The organism is Psychrobacter sp. TB55-MNA-CIBAN-0194, from assembly GCF_040309505.1.
Classification (GTDB): domain Bacteria; phylum Pseudomonadota; class Gammaproteobacteria; order Pseudomonadales; family Moraxellaceae; genus Psychrobacter; species Psychrobacter fozii.
The window spans coordinates 459,999-479,359 of sequence record NZ_JBEOOW010000001.1 but is presented as its reverse complement, the minus strand read 5'-3'; the positions used below and the strand labels follow the sequence as shown (position 1 = coordinate 479,359).

Genomic DNA, 19,361 nt, shown 5'->3' with positions numbered 1-19,361 from the left:
TGTCGCGGTTCTCGAAAGTAACGCTGTAATTCTTTTAGAAGCCGCATGGCGCATCAATTGAAGCAATCACGCCGCCACCTAGACAAACTTCATTGATATAAAATACGGCTGACTGACCTGGAGTGACGGCACGTTGTGGCTCGTAAAACACCACACGAACATCGTTTCCGTCAGCACTTGTTGCAAATACACGACACGCTTGATCTGGCTGGCGATAGCGTGCTTTTACCATACAGAGTAGGCCCTCTGTGGTAAACACTTCCGCAGGTGGCAGGCCGTCGACCCAATCCATTTTATAAGCCGTCAGCTCATTACTGAGCATCATTGGATGTTCGTGACCTTGACCGACAATCAAACGGTTTTTGTCTAGGTCTTTTGCCAATACAAACCAAGGCTCTTCAGGACGATCTTTGACACCGCCAATACCAATACCGCCACGTTGGCCTAAGGTGTAATACATCAGGCCATCATGAGTGCCGATGGTATGTCCATCGTCGGTCACGATATCGCCTTTTTGGGCAGGTAAGTATTGCTGTAAAAAGTCCTTGAAACGGCGCTCGCCAATGAAGCAAATACCAGTAGAGTCTTTCTTTTTAGCTGTCGCTAAATCATGCTCTTCTGCAATCTGGCGCACGACAGGTTTTTCGAGCTCACCGACTGGGAACAATGTCTTGGCAATTTTATCGCCGCCGACAGCATGTAAGAAGTAGCTTTGATCTTTGTTATTATCCAAGCCACGTAAGAGCTGAGCAACTTCATCCCCATCGGCATTGGTATAATTTACACTGCGTCGCGTATAGTGACCAGTAGCGATGTAATCAGCACCAAGGGTCAAGGCATAGTCTAAGAATGCTTTGAACTTGATTTCTTTGTTGCATAAAATATCAGGGTTTGGGGTGCGACCGGCTTTATATTCCGCTAAAAAGTGCTCAAAAACACGATCCCAGTATTCCATCGCAAAATTGGCCGTGTGCAGCTTCATGCCGATTTTGTCACACACGGCTTGCGCGTCTGCCAAATCATCCATCGCCGTACAGTATTCCGTACCGTCATCTTCTTCCCAGTTCTTCATAAACAGGCCTTCTACCTTAAACCCTGCTTGTTGGAGTAGGACGGCAGACACAGAAGAATCAACACCACCTGACATACCGACAATCACATGCTTGGTGCTAGGATTATCAATATCGGCAAGCGTCAAAGTACGCTGGGCGCTGAAAGAATCAGAAACGGGTGTGCTTGATGTATTTGGGATGGCTGACATAAGACGGCTCAACTATTTATACCTTAATTCAAAATTTGATATGACCATATAAGCTGGTGCTGCTTACTAAAGTTACTAGATTTAGTAAGTTGACCACATTGACACTGTCATCTCATCTTTCAGATTTGGTATTATGATAAAATAAGCGTCATATTATACCAGTTAATTGAAACGGGTGGCGACCTATGGCATCTTACTGCTCGTAAAACTGCTTTGAAAATTCAGATAGTAGTTTTAAATTATTTTAATCGCCTTTATTTTATTTGGAATACTAATGATAAAAATTGGACAAGGTATCGATGTTCATGCTTTCCATAATAATGGTCAGCAGCAGCAATATGTCATATTAGCAGGCGTGCCCATTGAGCATACTCACAGTTTGCTTGCACATTCTGACGGTGATGTGGTGTTACATGCGCTCGCTGATGCACTGCTTGGCGCATTGGCGCTTGGTGATATCGGTCAGCATTTCCCTGATACCGATGCGGCACATGCAGGTTTAGATTCGCGAGTCTTGTTACGCTACGTCTATGGCAAAGTACAAGAGGCAGGATATCGGTTAGGCAATGCGGATATTACTGTGATGTGCGAACGTCCAAAGCTGGCGCCGCACAGTCAGGCAATGCGTGAAAATATCGCCAGTGATTTGCAAACGGATATTAGCAATATCAGTGTGAAAGCCACCACGACTGAAAAGTTAGGCTTTACAGGTCGTCAAGAGGGCATCATGGCCAATGCCGTGGTATTATTAGTGCCTCATAGAGTTGATGTTTAACCGATATATAATCATACTTGTAATATCGTGTTGATTGCCCCATGTATCAGCCGTCTCTTTACTCAATTATTTTGTAATATTAATCACTGTTTTCAATGAACCGCTTTATCAATAGGAGCTTTTATGACTGAGCAAACCCCAAACACTGCTGCAAACGACGTTGAACAATTGATCCGTGATCAAATCCGTGACAATAAAGTTATTATTTATATGAAAGGCACACCGCAGTTTCCACAATGTGGCTTTTCTGCTAAATCGATTGAAGTTCTTACTCAGATCGGTCGCCCATTTGCCTTTGTAAATATTTTAGAAAACCCAGAAATTCGTGCAACTTTACCAAAAGTGGCGAATTGGCCGACGTTTCCACAATTATGGATCGACGGTGAGTTGATGGGCGGATCAGACATCATCTTGCAGATGTATCAATCAGGTGAGCTAAAGCCATTGGTTGAAGCAAACAGCCCAGCTGCTTAATGCTAAAAACACTTATCTAAGCTTTTTTATTATCAAGCTGGTAAGTTATTAACAATAAAAGCTCGAGTCAGTCCTTAATTGGTCGCTCGGGCTTTTATTGTTTTTGTCAGTCTTGCCCCCATATATGGCTCAACAGCAAATATTATAAAAACATAAATAGTGAGAGAATATTATGAGCAATCAACCAACAGAACAACAATTGGCTGAACCGGTATCTGCTGAGCAAGCAGCAATAGAGAAACGCCGCGAGCATTTAAAAAATGAATCGACACGTATCATTGAAATTGCTAGTAGTGAGTCTAACTCAGCACTGAAATGTATCCATCAGCTTAGTGTGGCAGGCGGCGCGACAGAAGCGACGTATATTGCTATCGAACAGCGCATTGTCGCCGATCAAGATACGGCAGGTGCTTATCATTTGGCATTACTGGCACAAAACACACCAGATTTACCAATTGACGCGCGCCAACTGATTGAGTTGGTGGCCAATAAAGGTGATAACCAACAGCGCTTGGCATTGCTTAAAAACTTACTGTTACCACCTGTTGAATTGATTAAAGAGCAGATCTTAGCCAGTGATGACGGCGATGCGATTGGTCAGATGAATGCGTATCTGCAGATCAATCCAGAAGGTTATGGTAGCCATCATATGCTGTCTAGTGGTCAATTCGATCAGATCGTACCGCTAAGCCCTGGGAAATAATTTTTATAGTAGACCCTAATTTTAATAGTTTTTGTCGTAACGTTTTTTAAGCGTCAAAAAATTGTTATAATGATAGGTTATCTACCCAATTACCAACGACTTATCTGAGTCGTTGTCTTTTTTATAAATTCGACTGACGTTTATTTGCCGATTGCCATACTATTTTATAATCACACGGTTTGATAATAAAATAGGGTAATCGGCAGCGTTATGAGTCAAGTGAGGCACACATGCAATACCCAAAACATTACGACGTGATAGTAATCGGTGGCGGTCATGCTGGCACAGAAGCTGCTCTAGCAGCCGCACGTATGGGCGCGCAGACCTTGCTGTTGACGCATAACATTGAGACGCTCGGGCAGATGAGCTGTAACCCAGCGATTGGCGGTATCGGTAAATCACATCTGGTGCGTGAGATTGATGCGTTGGGTGGTGCGATGGCGCTAGCAACAGACAAAGCTGGTATCCAGTTCCGCGTATTGAATAGCCGTAAAGGTGCTGCCGTTCGTGCCACACGTGCGCAAGCGGATCGTATTCTTTATAAGGCTTCTATTCGCCATACGCTAGAAAACCAGCCAAACCTTGATTTATTCCAGCAAGCCGCTGATGATATCTTGGTCGAAAATGGCCGCGCAACGGCAGTGGTCACCTCAACAGGCATTATCTTCAAAACTGAAACAGTGGTACTGACCTCAGGGACTTTCTTGGGCGGTGTGATCCATATCGGTTTAGAGAATTCCAAAGGTGGGCGTGCAGGGGATCAGCCATCTATCAAGTTGGCAGATCGTTTGCGTGAGCTTAAGCTACCAGTCGGTCGTCTAAAGACAGGTACACCAGCACGTATTGATGCGCGTAGCGTTGACTTTAGTGTGATGACCGTACAGCCGGGCGACACACCCTTGCCAGTGATGAGTTATATGGGTGATGTGTCTATGCATCCAGAGCAGGTCAACTGCTATATCACGCATACCAATGCGCGTACCCATGACATCATCCGTGAGAATTTAGACCGTTCTCCGATGTTCTCTGGCAAAATCGAAGGCGTGGGTCCACGTTATTGCCCATCTATCGAAGACAAGATTCATCGCTTTGCGGATAAAGATAGCCATCAGATATTTATCGAGCCAGAAGGTCTGACGACGCATGAGCTATATCCAAACGGTATCTCAACCAGTTTGCCATTTGATGTGCAGTTAGACTTTATTCATAGTATGAAAGGGTTAGAAAATGCCCATATTACCCGTCCAGGTTATGCGATTGAGTATGACTACTTTGATCCACAAAACCTAAAGCCAACGCTAGAAACCAAGTCTATCGATCGTCTGTATTTTGCTGGTCAGATCAATGGTACGACGGGCTATGAAGAAGCGGGCGTACAAGGTTTATTGGCAGGTACAAACGCGGCACTCGTGACCACTAATAATAGTGAGTTTGACGTGTGGACACCGCGCCGTGATGAAGCGTATCTTGGCGTGTTGGTTGACGATTTGATTACCCATGGTACTACTGAGCCGTATCGTATGTTTACGAGCCGCGCAGAGTATCGCTTGCTCTTACGTGAAGACAATGCGGATCAACGCTTGACTGAAACGGGTCGCAAGCTTGGCTTGGTTGATGATGTGCGCTGGCAGGCTTATCAAGAAAAAATGGAAGCGATTACGACAGAGACTTCACGCCTAAAAGACATGTGGGCAACCCCTGCAAATGCGCTAGGCAAAAAAGTGACAGAGCAAACAGGAGAGGTGCTTAGCAAAGAAGCGACAGCCTTTGATTTGCTCAAGCGTCCGCAGATACATTTTGCTGATATTGCTGCTATTACTGATTCGCAGGTCGATACACAAGTGGGTGAGCAGATAGAGATTTCTGTCAAATATGCAGGCTATATTGATCGCCAGCAAGAAGACATCGATCAGATGAAGCGTCTAGAGAATACCGCGCTACCGATGGACTTTGATTATAGTGTGGTATCTGGACTATCAAATGAGATTGTACAGAAACTCACGCAAGTTCGTCCTTCGACCTTAGCCCAAGCTGGACGAGTGAGTGGTGTTACGCCTGCTGCCATTCAATTGTTAGCCATGACGGTTAAAAAACAGAAAAAAGCAAAAGCTGCGCTAGATTCATAATAACCGTATTAATTTTTGATGACAGCCTAACAAAGCCTTTCATAACAAAGTACTTATAGTATAAAAAGCCCGTAACGAGATATCGTTACGGGCTTTTGTTTGTTAGGATTACAGTTGGTTTCGAAAGAAAGGAGCATGTGACCTTGTCTTACTTGCTACTTTGTCTCTATACTAGGTCAGAAACTTTCTCATTACTTGTTAATTTATCTCGCTGATGTCCATATTATGATGGGCTTGTCATCGAACTGAGCCTATTTATGATTGATGCTATTGTATTTGCTATTACTATCGTCTTACCCAACCTTGCCTTAATGTGGTTGGGTTTTTTTATGCAAAGACGCGGTGAGGCGAGTAAGACGTTTATCGATCAAGCCTCTAGTTTTGTCTTTAATTACTGCTTGCCTTGCCTGCTGTTTTTCAGTGTGGTCGACAGTGATGTCGATTATGCCAAGCAAATCACACTAATCATCGCCGGTATCTTAGTGACGTTCCTCTTGTTTATCGGAGCGGAAATTTACGCCAAGTATTTTGTGAGCAAACCTGCTGACCAAGGCGTATTTGTGCAAGGGGTGTTCCGTAGCAATATGGCGATTATAGGGTTGGCCACGGTTGCCAACGCCTATGGAGAGCGAGGTTTAAGTATCGGGGCCGTCTACATGGGAGTCGTCACGATATTATTTAACATCTTAGCCGTGATTACCCTCAGCCGTGTGTCTAAAAGTGTGGATGATACGTGGTCCAGTCGTAGCATTATGATTGTCAAAAAACTATTGACCAATCCACTGATTCTAGCATTGGTCAGTGCTTTTGTTTATAAAGCACTGCCATTGCCACCAATCACTGGCGTCATTCATACGACCGGCGACTTATTGGCAGCAGTAGCTTTGCCATTAGCACTTATTTGCGCAGGTGCGAGCATCGATATGAAGTCTATGTTGCATCCGTCAGGGCTGTCTATGCAAGCCAGTATAGGACGTATCGTCATTGCGCCAATTGTTGCTATCGCCATTGGCTTGGCATTTGGTCTATCTAGCGTACACATGGGCGTGCTGTTTTTGATGGTAGCATCCCCAACCGCCGCGGCCAGTTACGTGATGGCAAAAGCGATGGGTGGCAATGACATACTTGCGGCCAATATTCTAGCGTTTACCACCGTCGTCGGTATGTTTGGCATGGCAATTGGCGCGGCAACTTTACGCGGATTGGGTATGATGTAAGCTCTGTTTTGGCGCTATAAGATGACACACAAGTGAAATAATAAATTCATAAGTAGGAGCATTAAAAGTGCAATTGTTAAATAAAGCAGTCGTGACGGAACACCTTAATATGCAGGCAGCCATTGATGCAATTGAGACATTGTTACATCAGCAAGCAGCACATCCTAATTGGATTAAATCCCCTGAGCGTTTGGTGATAAGTACCTTTACTGATTCTGATAGTCATCGTTCAGGATCACATCTATCTATGCCAGCCACGATGTATGATGGTGAGAATGAATACACGGTCGTAAAATTAGTGACTATCTGTCCTGATAATCCCAGTCGCAATATGCCAACGACTACAGCTATTGTTACCGTATCCAATAACGATACTGGCGCTATACTAGCAGTTATGGACGGCATCTATATTACGCAGGTACGTACCGCTGCATTGTCAGGTATCGCGACCAAGTATATGGCAAAGTCCGATTGCCAGAGTGTCGCAGTGGTTGGTTGTGGCGGCATGGCTTATGAGCAATTACATGCAGTGCTAACGGTACGTCCAGAGATTGAGACAGTGTATTTATGGAATAGAAATCATGAAGGCGCACAGCATTTTAAAACGCGTTTTGCCCGTGATTATGCCCAATGGAATGTAGATATTCAGGTCTGTGAAGCGTTAGACGATGCCGTCCGTGATGCCGATATTATTAATGTAGCAACTCGTGCCACTGAAGGTTTATTTAGTATTGATCAAATAAAATCTGAAGTACATATCAATGCAGTCGGAGCCTATCAGCCTTCGATGAAAGAGATAAGTAATGATGTTATCGCTAATAGTAAGATGGTCATTGTGGATGATTTGGTTGGCAGCCATCACGAAGCGGGTGACTTAATTCAGGCGCATGACAGCGATGACTGTACGTGGGTATGGGATGACCTGAGCGGTGATTTGCAAGCGTTGGTTACCGCAAAATTAAAAGAAGGCATTGCTAAGAGCGATAAAGGTATTACGCTATTTAAATCGGTCGGTGCGGCCAGTTTCGATGCGGCAGTTGCATTATATGTAGCAAAACAAGCCCAACAACAGAGTCTGGGTTCTTCAGTAGATTGGTAAAATCTGTTTATCGTTGAAACACAATAAATTATTCTGTGACGGATAGTGAAATTAAATAAGCCCCCTTTTCAAATAAGAGAAGGGGGCTTTTTGTATGAAGATACGGCCTAATTCAAATTGTCTTTATTACGTTTATCTTCTCGGCGCTGTTTACGTTTTGGGCTGGTGCGGTACGTCAAATAACCGCCAACGACCATCACGGCAAGAAACGCGACAATGTACAAAAATATCGATGAACCAATCAAAGTAGAAGTTTCCATAGCACTTGTCTTATTAGGGTTTATCAATAATTATGCAATTGTCATATATCATTGTAAAGTAAACAAGTTTAGCTCAGATGTAAGTTCAAGTGAACGCAAACGAGCTGCCTGATCGTAGATGTTGGCAGTCACAATCAGCTCATCTGGCTCATATTGTGCGAGAAATGCAGCAAGTTTTGGTTTGACGGTTTCGACAGAGCCGATGAACGATACTGACAATGCATTATCTACCATCATTTTTTCTGCTTGACTCCAGATGCTATCCATATCGTGAGTAGGCTTTGGCATTTGACCTGTTTCACCACGGCGCAAGCGTACAAAGCTTTGCTGCGCTGAAGTAAAGTGATACTGTGCAGTCGCATCATCATCTGCCAGTAACAAGTTCGCGGCTAACATGACATAAGGCTTGTCTAAATAAGCGGATGGCTTGAACTGCTCACGATAAGCGGTAATCGCTTGCTCAAGCATTTGCGGGGCAAAATGAGAGGCAAATACATAAGGCAGCCCAAAATGTGCAGCTAGCGTCGCTCCAAAGAGAGACGAGCCTAATATCCAAATTGGGATATTTGATTTTGCTCCTGGGAACGCTTGCACAGCACTGCCATCTGTATCATTGCCTAAAAAGTACATCAATTCTTGTACGTCTTGCGGGAAGCGCTCCGCATCTTTCATTTGTCTGCGTAACGCCTGAAAAGTCGCACCATCAGTACCGGGTGCCCGGCCCAGACCTAAGTCTACACGATCGCCATACAATGCTTGCAAAGTGCCGAATTGCTCAGCGATGACGAGTGGTGCATGGTTAGGCAGCATGACGCCACCAGCACCGATACGTATACGCTTGGTTTGACTGCCAATATGAGCCAATAGTACTGAGGTTGCCGCACTAGCAATACCGGGCATGTTGTGATGCTCGGCCATCCAGTAGCGGTTCAGACCGAATTTTTCTGCTTGCTGTGCAGTGTCAACGGTCTGGGCAATACCTTCAGCGATGGTTTTGCCTTGAGGTACGGGTGCGAGGTCTAAAAAAGATAAGGGAATGTTTTTACTCATAAATCACCTGTTTGGTCAGTTTAAAAGCATTCATTGTTTTTCTGACAGTCTTATAGGCTGCTTATAAAAAACGTTGAGTGCTTGACCCTTAATATTATGGGGTAATTATTGTAGATATAAAGGTGATTGTTAAGGACGATAACAAAACAGCGCCACTATTGGTTCTAGGCGATATCATTAAGATAAATCTTTTACCAACAAATAAATAATTAATAAGCATTTTATAATCATAAGAAATAAAAAATTATAACTATTGATTGAGAGTCCTCGATATCTAGGTTTTAGAGCAAATTAAAGTTTTTTTCATATTACAGTTAAAGTATGAGATACTAGACATTTGTAGGTCTTATAAGAGCAATAATTAGAGTGATTTTAGAGGAAGCATATAATGAACACGCAGGAAAAACTTAAACTTAGAAGCGCCTTTGACTCAATATTACGAGCGGATTATATTACATTAGATAATTTAAGTGAACTTGGTAATTTAGAAGACTATTTTATTGACTTTTTTGGAATACTTCAAAGCTTGCTTCAAAAACAAGATAACTTTATCAGTGGTAGAAGGGGAACTGGTAAAACTACTAATCTGCTAAGAGGTTATTATGAGTGTTTAAAAACTATATCACCAAAACTCAAGGATAAAGATACTTTAATAGAACAAAGTAAGGTGCTTCCAATTTATATAGATTTAAGTACTTGCAACGACCTCTTTGATTCAAACAATGATCTTAAACTGATAGAAATCCATTTTATCCGTCAAATTATAGATTCCTTAAAAAAGCAACTTAATTTAATGTTTGAGGAAAAGTTTCTTGCTATTTTTTCTAAAGAAAATCCTGCCTTAGATGATTTAGATTTTATTGAAAAAGTTTTAGTTGAAGGTATTACTCTTTCCTCGTCTAAAGTAGTTGATTTAACGAGCGCAAAAAAAATCGGAGGAAGTGTAGATGCTTCAGCAGAATTATCCACAACAAACGCTAAGATTTCTGCAAGTCAAAATGATAATTTTGAGCTTTCTCAAAGTAAAACTGAGAGTCAAGTTAAAGGGCTAAATGTTCAAGAGTTTTTAAATAAAATAAGTGATATAAAGAAGAAAGCTGGTATTGACTCTATTTATGTATTCATAGACGAATATTCTGACCTAAGTCCAACATCTCAAGCAACATTTAGTTCCCTTTTAAAATCATTTCTAGGTTCTAGAATCGGAATGTTCTTCAAAGTAGGAGTTATCACTGACCGTTATGATTTTGGAGAACGAATTATAGTAGGACGTGATATTTTTCCTATTCCACTTGATTTTAATGAATACGCAGATAGATATAATGGAGCAATTGCTGCTATAAATAAGACTCAAACATTTGTTGAAACATTAATTGTTAGGCGAATTAAAAGCTTCTGTCCAAATCTGTCAACATCAGATGTTTTTAAAGCTAATTTCAATGATATTGTTTACAGAATAACGCGAGAAACTTTAGGAGTTTCAAGAACTATAGGAATAATTCTTCAGAATGCCTTTGTTCAAGCAAGCTCTAATTCAGACTCAAAAATTGGGTTAGCAGAAATTAATTATGGCATCGGTAGCGCGAGAAAAACTTATCAAAAGCAATTTACTGGGAGTGTTAAGAAAAGACTTGTTCCAGGATTTCATTTAGATATGTGGAGTGCTATTTTAGCAAGGGCTATAGAAGAGAAAAACAAATTTCCAGATAGAGCAGCAAGCCATTTTATGGCTGATCCACTAAGAAAAGAATATCTTAATGTTTTATGTGAAAATTTTCTAATACATTTTATATCGGAAAATGTCACATCAAAACATGGTGGTAACTACAATTTGTATTCAATAGATTATGACGTTTGTAGCGAATACAATATTAAATATGCTGACAAAAAAGATGAATATACCCCTATCCGTTTTATATATAACTCTGTTCTTTCTGAATTCGATCCATATTTTTTAGAGTCAAAACAGAAAAGTTACAAATGCCCTGAGTGCTCTAAAATTTATGCAGAAGAAGATGTTAAACAAGTGAAAGTAAAACGTTGCTTTATCGATGACGAAAAATTAGAAGAGATAGTTCATCAAGAGTCGCCTGTAACAAGTGGGAATTTTGCAGAAGTTGAGATAAGAATATTAGGATTAATTTCTGAGTTATCCTTAGAAGAGTCTTCTACAGCTAGAGAAATTGCAGATTCAGTAGGATGTACAGTTCAGAAAGTCTCAGCATGGGCTGGTAGGGTTTTAGCGAAGAAAGGTGAAATTAATGTAGATAAATCTTCCAGCCCTTTCAGATATTATTCAAATAATGAAGTTGAAACGTGAATTATTAAATAATTCAACAAATTTCAACCTATTATTTTAGTTTTTACATCTCATCTTTATGATCAAATTGCTTTTGGCATAATTCCATAAAAGCACGTCCATATTGGCGAATTTCGGCATCGTCACGTACTGCCATCCAACTGGTAAAGCGACCAAAATGATCCACTGGAATGGCGGTCAAGTTCTGATAATGACTCGGCTCAAACGCCATCTCGGCGATAATGCCAATACCTAAACCCAGACCAACGTAAGTACTAATAACATCGGCATCAAGTGCGGCTAGCACGATATCTGGCTCTAATCCTGCCTCGTCGAAAGTCTTATCAATCGCACCACGTCCAGTAAAGCCACCGTGATAGGTCACGATCGGATAGCTAGCAAGGGTTGGCAAATCAATAGACTCTTGATTAGCAAGTTCATGGTCGCTTGGCACAATGACTCGATGTGTCCAATCATAATAGCGATAACAGCGTAGATAGTTATTGTGTAGTAGTGATTCGGTTGCGATACCAATATCAGCCTGACCACGAATCACCATTTGAGCGATGGTCTCTGGATCTGCCTGTTGTAAGATGAGATTGACCTTTGGAAAACGCTCTTTGAACTCTTTTACTACTTGCGGCAATACATAGCGAGCCTGCGTGTGAGTGGTAGCAATGGTCAATGTGCCGATATTTGGGTTGTTAAAATCAAGACTAAGATTTTCAATGGTACGAATTTCAGCGAAGATAGACTCAATATGTGGCATGAGCGCTGTACCCATCGTCGTCAGACCTGTTAGGCGTTTGCCTTGACGCACAAAAACCTCGGTCTTTAGCTGGTTTTCAAGCGCCGCAATATGCTTTGACAGACTTGATTGGCTAGTATGTAGCACGGTCGCCGCTTGACTTAAGTTATAGCCATTAATCACTGTATGCCATACTGTTTCCAGCTGCTTGAGCTGAATCTGTAAATGTCGCTGATTGACCACTACATCGATTGCCATAACTTAATCCTGTTATATAAATATACAAACCCTGTCCGTATACATAAAATAAAAATCTATCAATATATAGTAAGAGAACAGTGTAAAACAAAGTGGTTATTCTTGTATATACTAAATAGATATCTATTTATATATTTTTGGAATATAAGTATAAAGAATATGTATTGGAAGTTGTTTTTGAATCTCTAAAGGTATTCATAGCATCTTTTGTCAGCGGGTTGTTGATCATTTGAAATGAGGACATACCCTAAGATAATATGATACAAACATAAAAAAACAGCCACCTTTCGATGACTGTCTTATCTTACAACTTCAATAATGATATGATTTGTGGGGGTTTCTAGCTGAAACGATCCGCATTCATGACTTTATTCCAAGCATTAACGAAGTCTTTGACGAATTTCTCTAAGTTGTCATCTTGTGCGTAGAGCTCAGCATAAGCGCGTAGGATAGAGTTAGACCCAAATACGAGGTCGACACGGCTGGCTTGCCATTTCACGCTACCAGTAGCGCGCTCACGTAATTCGTATAGTGTTGTGGCTTCATTATTATCCGTTTTGATAGGATTCCAAGTGTAGCTCATGTCAGTTAAATTCACGAAGAAGTCATTGCTAAGCGTACCTGCACGCTCAGTGAAGACGCCTTGTTGGCTTTGAGCATAGTTGGTATCAAGGACACGCATACCACCGACCAACACAACCATTTCAGGAGCCGTTAGACCCATTAGCTGCGTACGGTCTAATAGCATCTCTTCTGGGGATACCACATAGCTACCTTTAATCCAGTTACGGTAACCGTCATGTATCGGCTCAAGATCAGAGAAGCTTTCGATTTCTGTCATTTCATCGCTAGCATCACCGCGACCCGCATTGAATGGTACTGTAATCTGGACACCAGCACTCGCTGCGGCTTTTTCAATGGCGGTATTACCAGCCAATACGATTAGATCCGCTATGCTTACTTCTTTATCAAAGTTCGTTTGAATAGTCGTAAGCGCTGCAAGTACGCGATTTAATTGCTCAGGCTCATTACCCAACCAGTCTTTTTGCGGCGCTAAACGAATGCGTGCACCATTGGCACCGCCACGATAATCCGAAGCGCGGAAAGTACGAGCGCTGTCCCATGCGGTAATAATAAGCTCGCGATGATCAATGCCACTGTCTAATATCTGTGCTTTTAGGCGATCGATATCATCAGTACTCAGATCAGCATTACCTTCTGGAATTGGATCCTGCCATGTGAAATCTTCTGATGGTACATCTGCACCTAAATAGCGAGATTTTGGTCCCAAATCGCGATGGGTTAGTTTAAACCAAGCTCTTGCAAACACTTCGTCGAAGTACTCTGGGTTGTTGTGGAAATTCTCTGAAATTTCACGATAAATAGGGTCTTTAATCATCGCCATATCAGCATCAGTCATGATTGGGTTACGGCGTACACTTGGGTCATGCGCATCTAAAGGACGATCTTCTTCTTTAATATCGACTGGCTCCCATTGCCATGCACCTGCTGGGCTCTTGGTTAATGCCCACTCATGATTGAGCAGTAGGTCAAAGTACTCATAGTTCCATTCGGTTGGATTTGTGGTCCATGCGCCCTCGATACCGCTTGAGACAGTATCACCTGCATTACCTGTACCGTTAGGGTTGCGCCAGCCTAGGCCTTGCTCTTTGATGTCAGCGCCTTCTGGTTCATCTTCTAACAGACTGGCATCACCATTACCATGACACTTACCAACTGTATGACCACCAGCTGTCAAAGCAACCGTCTCTTCGTCATTCATCGACATACGACCAAAAGTGGTACGGATGTCTTGTGCTGTCTTGATTGGATCAGGATTACCATCGACGCCTTCTGGATTGACATAGATCAAACCCATTTGCACAGCGGCTAAAGGATTCTCTAATGATTCGCGCTCTTCATCACTGTCGTAACGGTTTTTGGTAGCGGCAAGCCATTCGCGCTCAGAACCCCAGTAGATGTCTTTTTCTGGATGCCAGATATCAGCACGTCCACCCGCAAATCCTAGAGTTTTGAAGCCCATAGATTCATAAGCCATGTTACCTGCTAAGATCATCAAATCTGCCCAAGACAGTTTGTTGCCGTATTTTTTCTTGACTGGCCATAATAGACGACGTGCTTTGTCCAAGTTGACATTGTCCGGCCAGCTGTTTAGAGGGGCAAAGCGTTGATTACCAGTATTCGAACCACCACGGCCATCAGCACGGCGATAGGTACCGGCAGAATGCCATGCCATACGAATCATCAAGCCACCATAATGACCCCAATCTGCTGGCCACCACTCTTGTGATTTTGTCATTAGGTTTTTTAAATCAGTTTTGACTGCTTCTAAGTCTAGCTGTTTGAATGCTTCAGCGTAATCAAAATCCGCACCCATTGGGTCTGTTTTATAATCTTGCTGATGTAAGATATCTAGATTAAGCGCATTTGGCCACCAATCTGTTGCAGCAGATGCAGTGGTAGTATGTGCTTGATGCATCACTGGGCAGCCACCCATGCTAGGGCGTTTTGGCTCGTGTGAGTTATCAACGTTTTCGCTATGGATTGTTGGGCCTTGACCATCACCTTGATCATAGGTGGTATTGGTTGATGCAGTATTGCTGCCTTTATGGTCTACAGGACAGCCGCTATTATCTGCTGTGTTCTTATTGTCAGTTGAAGTATTGGTTGAGTCAGACATGGTATTACTCCTGGGTTATGATAATCGAAAAGAACAAACCGTTAATCTTGGTAACCGTTGTTTATGTAAAGAGCATAACCAAACTTAGTAGATTTATAAAACTAATATATAAGAATCATATGTTTTAAATTATTAATCATAAAAAGCTTGATGTTTTGTTTATTAAAATCGTTGTTAGTACCACCGCTCATTACTATCGGTTTAGTAATGGCTATTTGAACATGCGGTAAACCTACCAAGCAGGCATCCATTCCATTTTTGTTTATATATTGCCCATCTATTACATGTTGCCCATTGATAATGCCATTATTAGAACCCTTTAAAAAGGGGTGATAGTAAGAAAAAAGAAAGCCAAACCAACCCTATTGAAATATTACTACCATTTGCGTTACTACTTAGAAAGATAGTCTACTGTACAAAGGCTACGAGCCATAAGTTAATGTAAAAACATCTAGTCAAAATAAAGGTTCTCAAGTACCATAACTGAATTTTGTTGTAATCGTAATATTGGTGCAACGTAGAGCAATTTTTATCGATCCTTTCGTTTATAACTTATTCTAAAGATTGATAAAAATTGTGCACGGTTGTGTTCTTTGTCTGAATTGTTGGTGAGCTATTATGTCTGCTGTCAAATCTGTACCACCCAATCAAGCAGTTGTCAAAAAATCATGGGGAGAGGCTGCAAAAGCTTATTTAGACCCTCGTGTCATTATCATGTTGTTTTTGGGCTTTTCAGCGGGTATTCCCATACTGCTTATTTTCTCAAGCTTGTCCTTATGGCTCAGAGAAGCTGGCATTGATCGTAGCGTTGTGACCATGTTTAGTTGGGCAGCACTTGGCTATTCGTTTAAGTTTATATGGGCACCATTAATCGATGCGCTCCCTGTACCATTTCTGACCAAATGGTTGGGCCGACGCCGTAGTTGGATGGTGGTATCGCAGCTACTTATCATATTGGCTATCTTTTTGATGGCAAATGTAAACCCTGTTAGTGAAGACGTTTTAGTCTATATGGCAGGGGCTGCGGTGCTGTTGGGCTTCTCTTCTGCTACACAAGACATCGTGATTGATGCTTACCGCATTGAATTGGCACCGCCATCGATGCAGTCGATTCTATCTTCTATCTATGTGTCAGGTTACCGCATCGGTATGATTGTCGCTGGGGCAGGCGCTTTATATTTGGCTGACTTTTTTGGCTCGAATGAGACTTTTTATAGTTATGAGGCATGGCGTAATACTTACTACATCATGGCAGGTGTCATGACGTTAGGGGTATTGACCACGTTTGCCAGCTATGAGCCAACGGCTGAGACGTTACAACACAAAAAGCAGAAGAGCAATCTTAAGGTATTCCTGATTTATTCTGGTTTACTACTAATACCGGGATTGATTTTTAGTTTGATATATTTAATCAATATCTTGGTTAATAAAGTATTTAGCAGTACCTTAGCGCTAATACCATTAATGGCAATGCCAACGATTAAATTTTACTTTTTGGCCTTGGTCGCTTGTGCGCCTTTATTGCTGCTGTACTTCATTATCAACCAACCTAAAATTATTAATAAAGCCCCATTAGTTGCTGAAACTCGCGAAGATTACGTAAGATTGGTATTGCTGTTTGTATTCTCTGTCGTTGCATTTGTCATGGCTTATGTCTTGATTGGACCATTATTTCCAGAGTTCGAAGGCGCGTTTTCTAGCTTCTTTGTAGAAACATTGCATCTGCTGATAAGCTTGGGTGTGGCGATGGCTGCAGGTTATGCGCTTGTACAAGTAGGGTTGGTCAAAAAAGAAGTGGCGATGGCCACTTGGGTTGAGCCTATTTTAGATTTCTTTAGACGCTATGGTAAAAAGGCGTTTTTATTACTGGCACTAATTGGTCTGTATCGTATTTCAGACATTGTGGCAGGCGTGATCTCCAACGTCTTTTATCAAGACATGGGCTTTAGTAAAACAGATATCGCCAATGCAGTGAAACTCGTCGGTGTGATTATGGCGATTGCGGGTGGGTTCTTGGGTGGGCTATTAGCACAGCGTTTCCGTATGATGCATGCCATGATGATTGGCGCAATTCTGGCGTGTGTGACCAATTTGTTATTTGTGCTACTCACTTACAATCCAGGCAGTTTGCCGTTTATGTATGTTGCGGTCATATTTGATAACTTAGCAGCAGGACTGGCCAGTGCGGTATTTATTGCTTTTTTATCAGCGTTGACCTCCATTCGTTTTACAGCGGTACAGTATGCTATCTTTTCATCACTCATGACGTTGATTCCTAAAGTAATGGGCGGATACTCGGGTGCTATCGTCGATAATATGGGCTATCCATTTTTCTTCATTTTTACCTTTGCAATAGGTATTCCGATTCTGGCGCTGATTTACTATGTCGATAAGCATATCGTCATTGGCGACAACGATGACATTTATGGCGATGATGACAACAGTGATGGAAACAGTAGTAATGGTATGGGGGATAAGTTATCCAAGTCTAATCCAAACTTAAGTGATACCAAAGAGCGGCCACGTGTTTCAGAGCGGTGGTTGTATCTGGTTTTTATCTTATTATTCGCTATGTACGTTATTTTTAAGAACTATATATGACCGCATCAAATATTCGTCAGATAAAGCAGCACATCCAGCAATGGATGAATGAGGCTGAGAACAGCAAGCTACCGTCATTTTGGCTAACGGACTGGCTGTTGTATGTCGTTGATAAGCCTGCGATAGCGTTGATGACAGATGAAGGTTATCAGCTAACAGACAGCGAATTTGAGCAATTCAATGCAGGTGTTGCCAAGATGCAGGCAGGAATACCGCTTGCGTATTTGACGGGTCAACAGGAGTTTTGGTCGCTGACGTTTACTGTTAATGAGCATACGTTAATTCCTAGACCTGATACTGAAGTGTTGATTGAGCAAGTATTAGGTTGGATAAATACGCAATCAAATCGTGCAGGTGATAGTCGACCAAAGCGCTTGCTTGACTTGGGTACAGGGTCAGGTTGTATCGCTATTAGTCTTGCCCATGAACTTAAGCAAGCTAATTGGCAAGTCGTGGCGGTTGATTTATCGTCAGAGGCGCTTAACGTTGCTCAGCACAATGCCGTGAGCAATAATGTTGCCAATATTGAGTTTATACAAAGCAGTTGGTACGACAGTCTGCCTACTGATGACAGTCAGCGATTCGATGTGATTGTGTCCAATCCTCCTTATATCGATGAGGAAGATGAGCATTTGGCTCGTTTAATCGCTGAACCTATTAGCGCATTAAGTTCCCCCAATCAAGGTCTGTCTGATATAGAGCATATCGTCCAGACAGCTTCGCAATACTTGCGTGTAGGTGGGTTGTTAGCGATTGAACATGGTTTTGACCAAGGAGTGGCTATTCGACAGCTGTTTCTGGATAATGGCTTTGAGTCTGTTCATACGGTAAAAGACTACGGTGATAATGATCGTGTGACGCTAGGGCAAATTTAATAGACAGTTTTTTTGTTTGAGAATAGATTTGAGACTGTAGTAGATAAGGGTTAAATATGGCATATTCATTAGAGACAGCGCAGCTATCGGATGATGAGCTGCTGCGTTATGCACGGCAGATATTACTCGATGGCTGGGATATTGATGCTCAGATACGCTTGAAGTCGTCTCGTGTGGTCATGATAGGCGCAGGAGGCCTAGGTTGTCCTGCTTCTGAGACGCTAGTGCGTGCAGGGCTTGGGTATATTCATCTAATTGATGACGATGAGATTGAAGCCAGTAACTTACAGCGTCAGACATTGTTTTTACCTGAAGATATCGGTAAGCCTAAAGCGATCGCAGCGGCGCAGATGTTAGAGAAGACCAATCCCTTAATCACTGCTCGCGGTACGGTGGCGCGTTTGAATGAAGACAATGCTTATGAATTGCTCGATATAGCGACCGATAAGCCTGATTTGCTCTTAGACTGTACTGATAATTTTGCCACACGTGATGTGATCAATCGTATTAGTGTGCGTTATCAGATTCCGTTATTATCTGCGTCTGCAATTGCGATGCAAGGACAGTTAGCTTTGTATGAGCCACAGTTAAATACTGGCTGCTATCATTGCGTGTTTGGTTCAGTGGTGAGCGATACAGAGTCTGATGAGCGTACTTGTGCCAACTCAGGTGTGCTTGCTAGCACGACTGCGATTATGGGAAATTTGCAAGCCAATGCCGCCCTGCAATACCTTGGATTAACCAAAAATCCACTGACAAATAAGCTGCTCATATGGGATGGTAGCCAAATGCAACAACGGCTAATGGGCTATCGCCAAGATGCAGAGTGTCCTGTCTGTAGCAGTCATTAATCAATAGATATGAGTTGGTGGCTACTTGGCTCATCTGCACATATTACCTTCTATTTTCCCACA

15 protein-coding genes are annotated in these 19,361 nt (G+C 42.2%); 10 read left to right on the top strand and 5 right to left on the bottom strand.

What is annotated here, in order from left to right:
• Nucleotides 1-34: 34 nt before the first annotated feature.
• Entirely contained in the window at nucleotides 35-1,261 is a 1,227-nt protein-coding gene (gene mnmA, locus AAEY75_RS01900; protein ID WP_352258085.1) for a tRNA 2-thiouridine(34) synthase MnmA, read from the bottom strand.
• 274 nt (nucleotides 1,262-1,535) lie between these two features.
• On the opposite strand from mnmA, the gene ispF reads away from it, so the two are divergent.
• The 6 genes from ispF to AAEY75_RS01870 all read left to right on the top strand — a co-directional run bounded on the left by ispF (nucleotide 1,536) and on the right by AAEY75_RS01870 (nucleotide 7,655).
• The gene (gene ispF, locus AAEY75_RS01895) at nucleotides 1,536-2,036 is read left to right on the top strand and encodes a 2-C-methyl-D-erythritol 2,4-cyclodiphosphate synthase (RefSeq protein WP_194197513.1); all 501 of its coding nucleotides are present in this window, start codon (nucleotides 1,536-1,538) and stop codon (nucleotides 2,034-2,036) included.
• A 123-nt stretch (nucleotides 2,037-2,159) separates the two neighbouring features.
• Nucleotides 2,160-2,510 carry a Grx4 family monothiol glutaredoxin gene (grxD, locus tag AAEY75_RS01890; RefSeq protein WP_110922946.1) on the top strand — a complete coding sequence of 117 codons (351 nt, stop codon included), beginning with the start codon at nucleotides 2,160-2,162 and terminating at the stop codon, nucleotides 2,508-2,510.
• Nucleotides 2,511-2,682: 172 nt separating this feature from the next.
• Nucleotides 2,683-3,213: a hypothetical protein gene (locus tag AAEY75_RS01885; RefSeq protein WP_352258083.1), complete on the top strand. Its 531-nt coding sequence runs from the start codon at nucleotides 2,683-2,685 to the stop codon at nucleotides 3,211-3,213.
• A gap of 230 nt (nucleotides 3,214-3,443) precedes the next feature.
• Entirely contained in the window at nucleotides 3,444-5,339 is a 1,896-nt protein-coding gene (gene mnmG / locus AAEY75_RS01880) for a tRNA uridine-5-carboxymethylaminomethyl(34) synthesis enzyme MnmG (protein ID WP_110922944.1), read from the top strand.
• A gap of 257 nt (nucleotides 5,340-5,596) precedes the next feature.
• Nucleotides 5,597-6,556, top strand: a complete 960-nt coding sequence (locus tag AAEY75_RS01875; RefSeq protein ID WP_197100289.1) for an AEC family transporter — start codon at nucleotides 5,597-5,599, stop codon at nucleotides 6,554-6,556.
• A 67-nt stretch (nucleotides 6,557-6,623) separates the two neighbouring features.
• Nucleotides 6,624-7,655 (top strand): ornithine cyclodeaminase family protein, encoded by a 1,032-nt coding sequence (locus AAEY75_RS01870; protein WP_352258080.1) that lies wholly within the window; start codon nucleotides 6,624-6,626, stop codon nucleotides 7,653-7,655.
• 107 nt (nucleotides 7,656-7,762) lie between these two features.
• Here the strand turns inward: AAEY75_RS01870 and AAEY75_RS01865 are convergent, their stop codons facing one another.
• Complete coding sequence (locus AAEY75_RS01865) at nucleotides 7,763-7,915, bottom strand: hypothetical protein (protein ID WP_352258078.1); 153 nt, start codon at nucleotides 7,913-7,915, stop codon at nucleotides 7,763-7,765.
• Nucleotides 7,916-7,963: 48 nt separating this feature from the next.
• A complete protein-coding gene (locus tag AAEY75_RS01860; RefSeq protein WP_352258076.1) occupies nucleotides 7,964-8,965 on the bottom strand; it encodes an LLM class flavin-dependent oxidoreductase in 1,002 nt (333 codons plus the stop codon).
• A 388-nt stretch (nucleotides 8,966-9,353) separates the two neighbouring features.
• On the opposite strand from AAEY75_RS01860, the gene AAEY75_RS01855 reads away from it, so the two are divergent.
• Nucleotides 9,354-11,285 (top strand): ORC-CDC6 family AAA ATPase, encoded by a 1,932-nt coding sequence (locus AAEY75_RS01855; RefSeq protein WP_352258074.1) that lies wholly within the window; start codon nucleotides 9,354-9,356, stop codon nucleotides 11,283-11,285.
• Nucleotides 11,286-11,328: 43 nt separating this feature from the next.
• On the opposite strand, the gene AAEY75_RS01850 is transcribed toward AAEY75_RS01855, so the two are convergent.
• Nucleotides 11,329-12,270, bottom strand: a complete 942-nt coding sequence (locus tag AAEY75_RS01850; RefSeq protein WP_352258072.1) for a LysR substrate-binding domain-containing protein — start codon at nucleotides 12,268-12,270, stop codon at nucleotides 11,329-11,331.
• A 340-nt stretch (nucleotides 12,271-12,610) separates the two neighbouring features.
• Nucleotides 12,611-14,788 carry a catalase/peroxidase HPI gene (katG, locus tag AAEY75_RS01845; protein ID WP_352258244.1) on the bottom strand — a complete coding sequence of 726 codons (2,178 nt, stop codon included), beginning with the start codon at nucleotides 14,786-14,788 and terminating at the stop codon, nucleotides 12,611-12,613.
• 801 nt (nucleotides 14,789-15,589) lie between these two features.
• Here katG and AAEY75_RS01840 point away from each other — a divergent pair.
• The 3 genes from AAEY75_RS01840 to AAEY75_RS01830 are packed head-to-tail and all read left to right on the top strand — an operon-like array spanning nucleotide 15,590 to nucleotide 19,298.
• Nucleotides 15,590-17,572 (top strand): AmpG family muropeptide MFS transporter, encoded by a 1,983-nt coding sequence (locus tag AAEY75_RS01840; protein WP_352258070.1) that lies wholly within the window; start codon nucleotides 15,590-15,592, stop codon nucleotides 17,570-17,572.
• Nucleotides 17,569-18,447, top strand: a complete 879-nt coding sequence (gene prmC / locus AAEY75_RS01835) for a peptide chain release factor N(5)-glutamine methyltransferase (protein WP_197216132.1) — start codon at nucleotides 17,569-17,571, stop codon at nucleotides 18,445-18,447. The genes AAEY75_RS01840 and prmC overlap by 4 nt, the downstream gene beginning before the upstream one ends.
• 56 nt (nucleotides 18,448-18,503) lie before the next feature.
• Nucleotides 18,504-19,298, top strand: coding sequence for a HesA/MoeB/ThiF family protein (locus tag AAEY75_RS01830; RefSeq protein ID WP_197216131.1), 795 nt, complete (start codon nucleotides 18,504-18,506; stop codon nucleotides 19,296-19,298).
• The last annotated feature ends 63 nt before the right edge of the window (nucleotides 19,299-19,361 follow it).

Excerpts from the sequence above, each read along its gene's own strand:
- mnmA (WP_352258085.1), bottom strand. The coding sequence starts at position 1,261 with ATGTCAGCCATCCCAAATACATCAAGCACACCCGTTTCTGATTCTTTC.
- ispF (WP_194197513.1), top strand. The coding sequence starts at position 1,536 with ATGATAAAAATTGGACAAGGTATCGATGTTCATGCTTTCCATAATAAT.
- grxD (WP_110922946.1), top strand. The coding sequence starts at position 2,160 with ATGACTGAGCAAACCCCAAACACTGCTGCAAACGACGTTGAACAATTG.
- AAEY75_RS01885 (WP_352258083.1), top strand. The coding sequence starts at position 2,683 with ATGAGCAATCAACCAACAGAACAACAATTGGCTGAACCGGTATCTGCT.
- mnmG (WP_110922944.1), top strand. The coding sequence starts at position 3,444 with ATGCAATACCCAAAACATTACGACGTGATAGTAATCGGTGGCGGTCAT.
- AAEY75_RS01875 (WP_197100289.1), top strand. The coding sequence starts at position 5,597 with ATGATTGATGCTATTGTATTTGCTATTACTATCGTCTTACCCAACCTT.
- AAEY75_RS01865 (WP_352258078.1), bottom strand. The coding sequence starts at position 7,915 with ATGGAAACTTCTACTTTGATTGGTTCATCGATATTTTTGTACATTGTC.
- AAEY75_RS01860 (WP_352258076.1), bottom strand. The coding sequence starts at position 8,965 with ATGAGTAAAAACATTCCCTTATCTTTTTTAGACCTCGCACCCGTACCT.
- AAEY75_RS01855 (WP_352258074.1), top strand. The coding sequence starts at position 9,354 with ATGAACACGCAGGAAAAACTTAAACTTAGAAGCGCCTTTGACTCAATA.
- AAEY75_RS01850 (WP_352258072.1), bottom strand. The coding sequence starts at position 12,270 with ATGGCAATCGATGTAGTGGTCAATCAGCGACATTTACAGATTCAGCTC.
- katG (WP_352258244.1), bottom strand. The coding sequence starts at position 14,788 with ATGGGTGGCTGCCCAGTGATGCATCAAGCACATACTACCACTGCATCT.
- AAEY75_RS01840 (WP_352258070.1), top strand. The coding sequence starts at position 15,590 with ATGTCTGCTGTCAAATCTGTACCACCCAATCAAGCAGTTGTCAAAAAA.
- prmC (WP_197216132.1), top strand. The coding sequence starts at position 17,569 with ATGACCGCATCAAATATTCGTCAGATAAAGCAGCACATCCAGCAATGG.
- AAEY75_RS01830 (WP_197216131.1), top strand. The coding sequence starts at position 18,504 with ATGGCATATTCATTAGAGACAGCGCAGCTATCGGATGATGAGCTGCTG.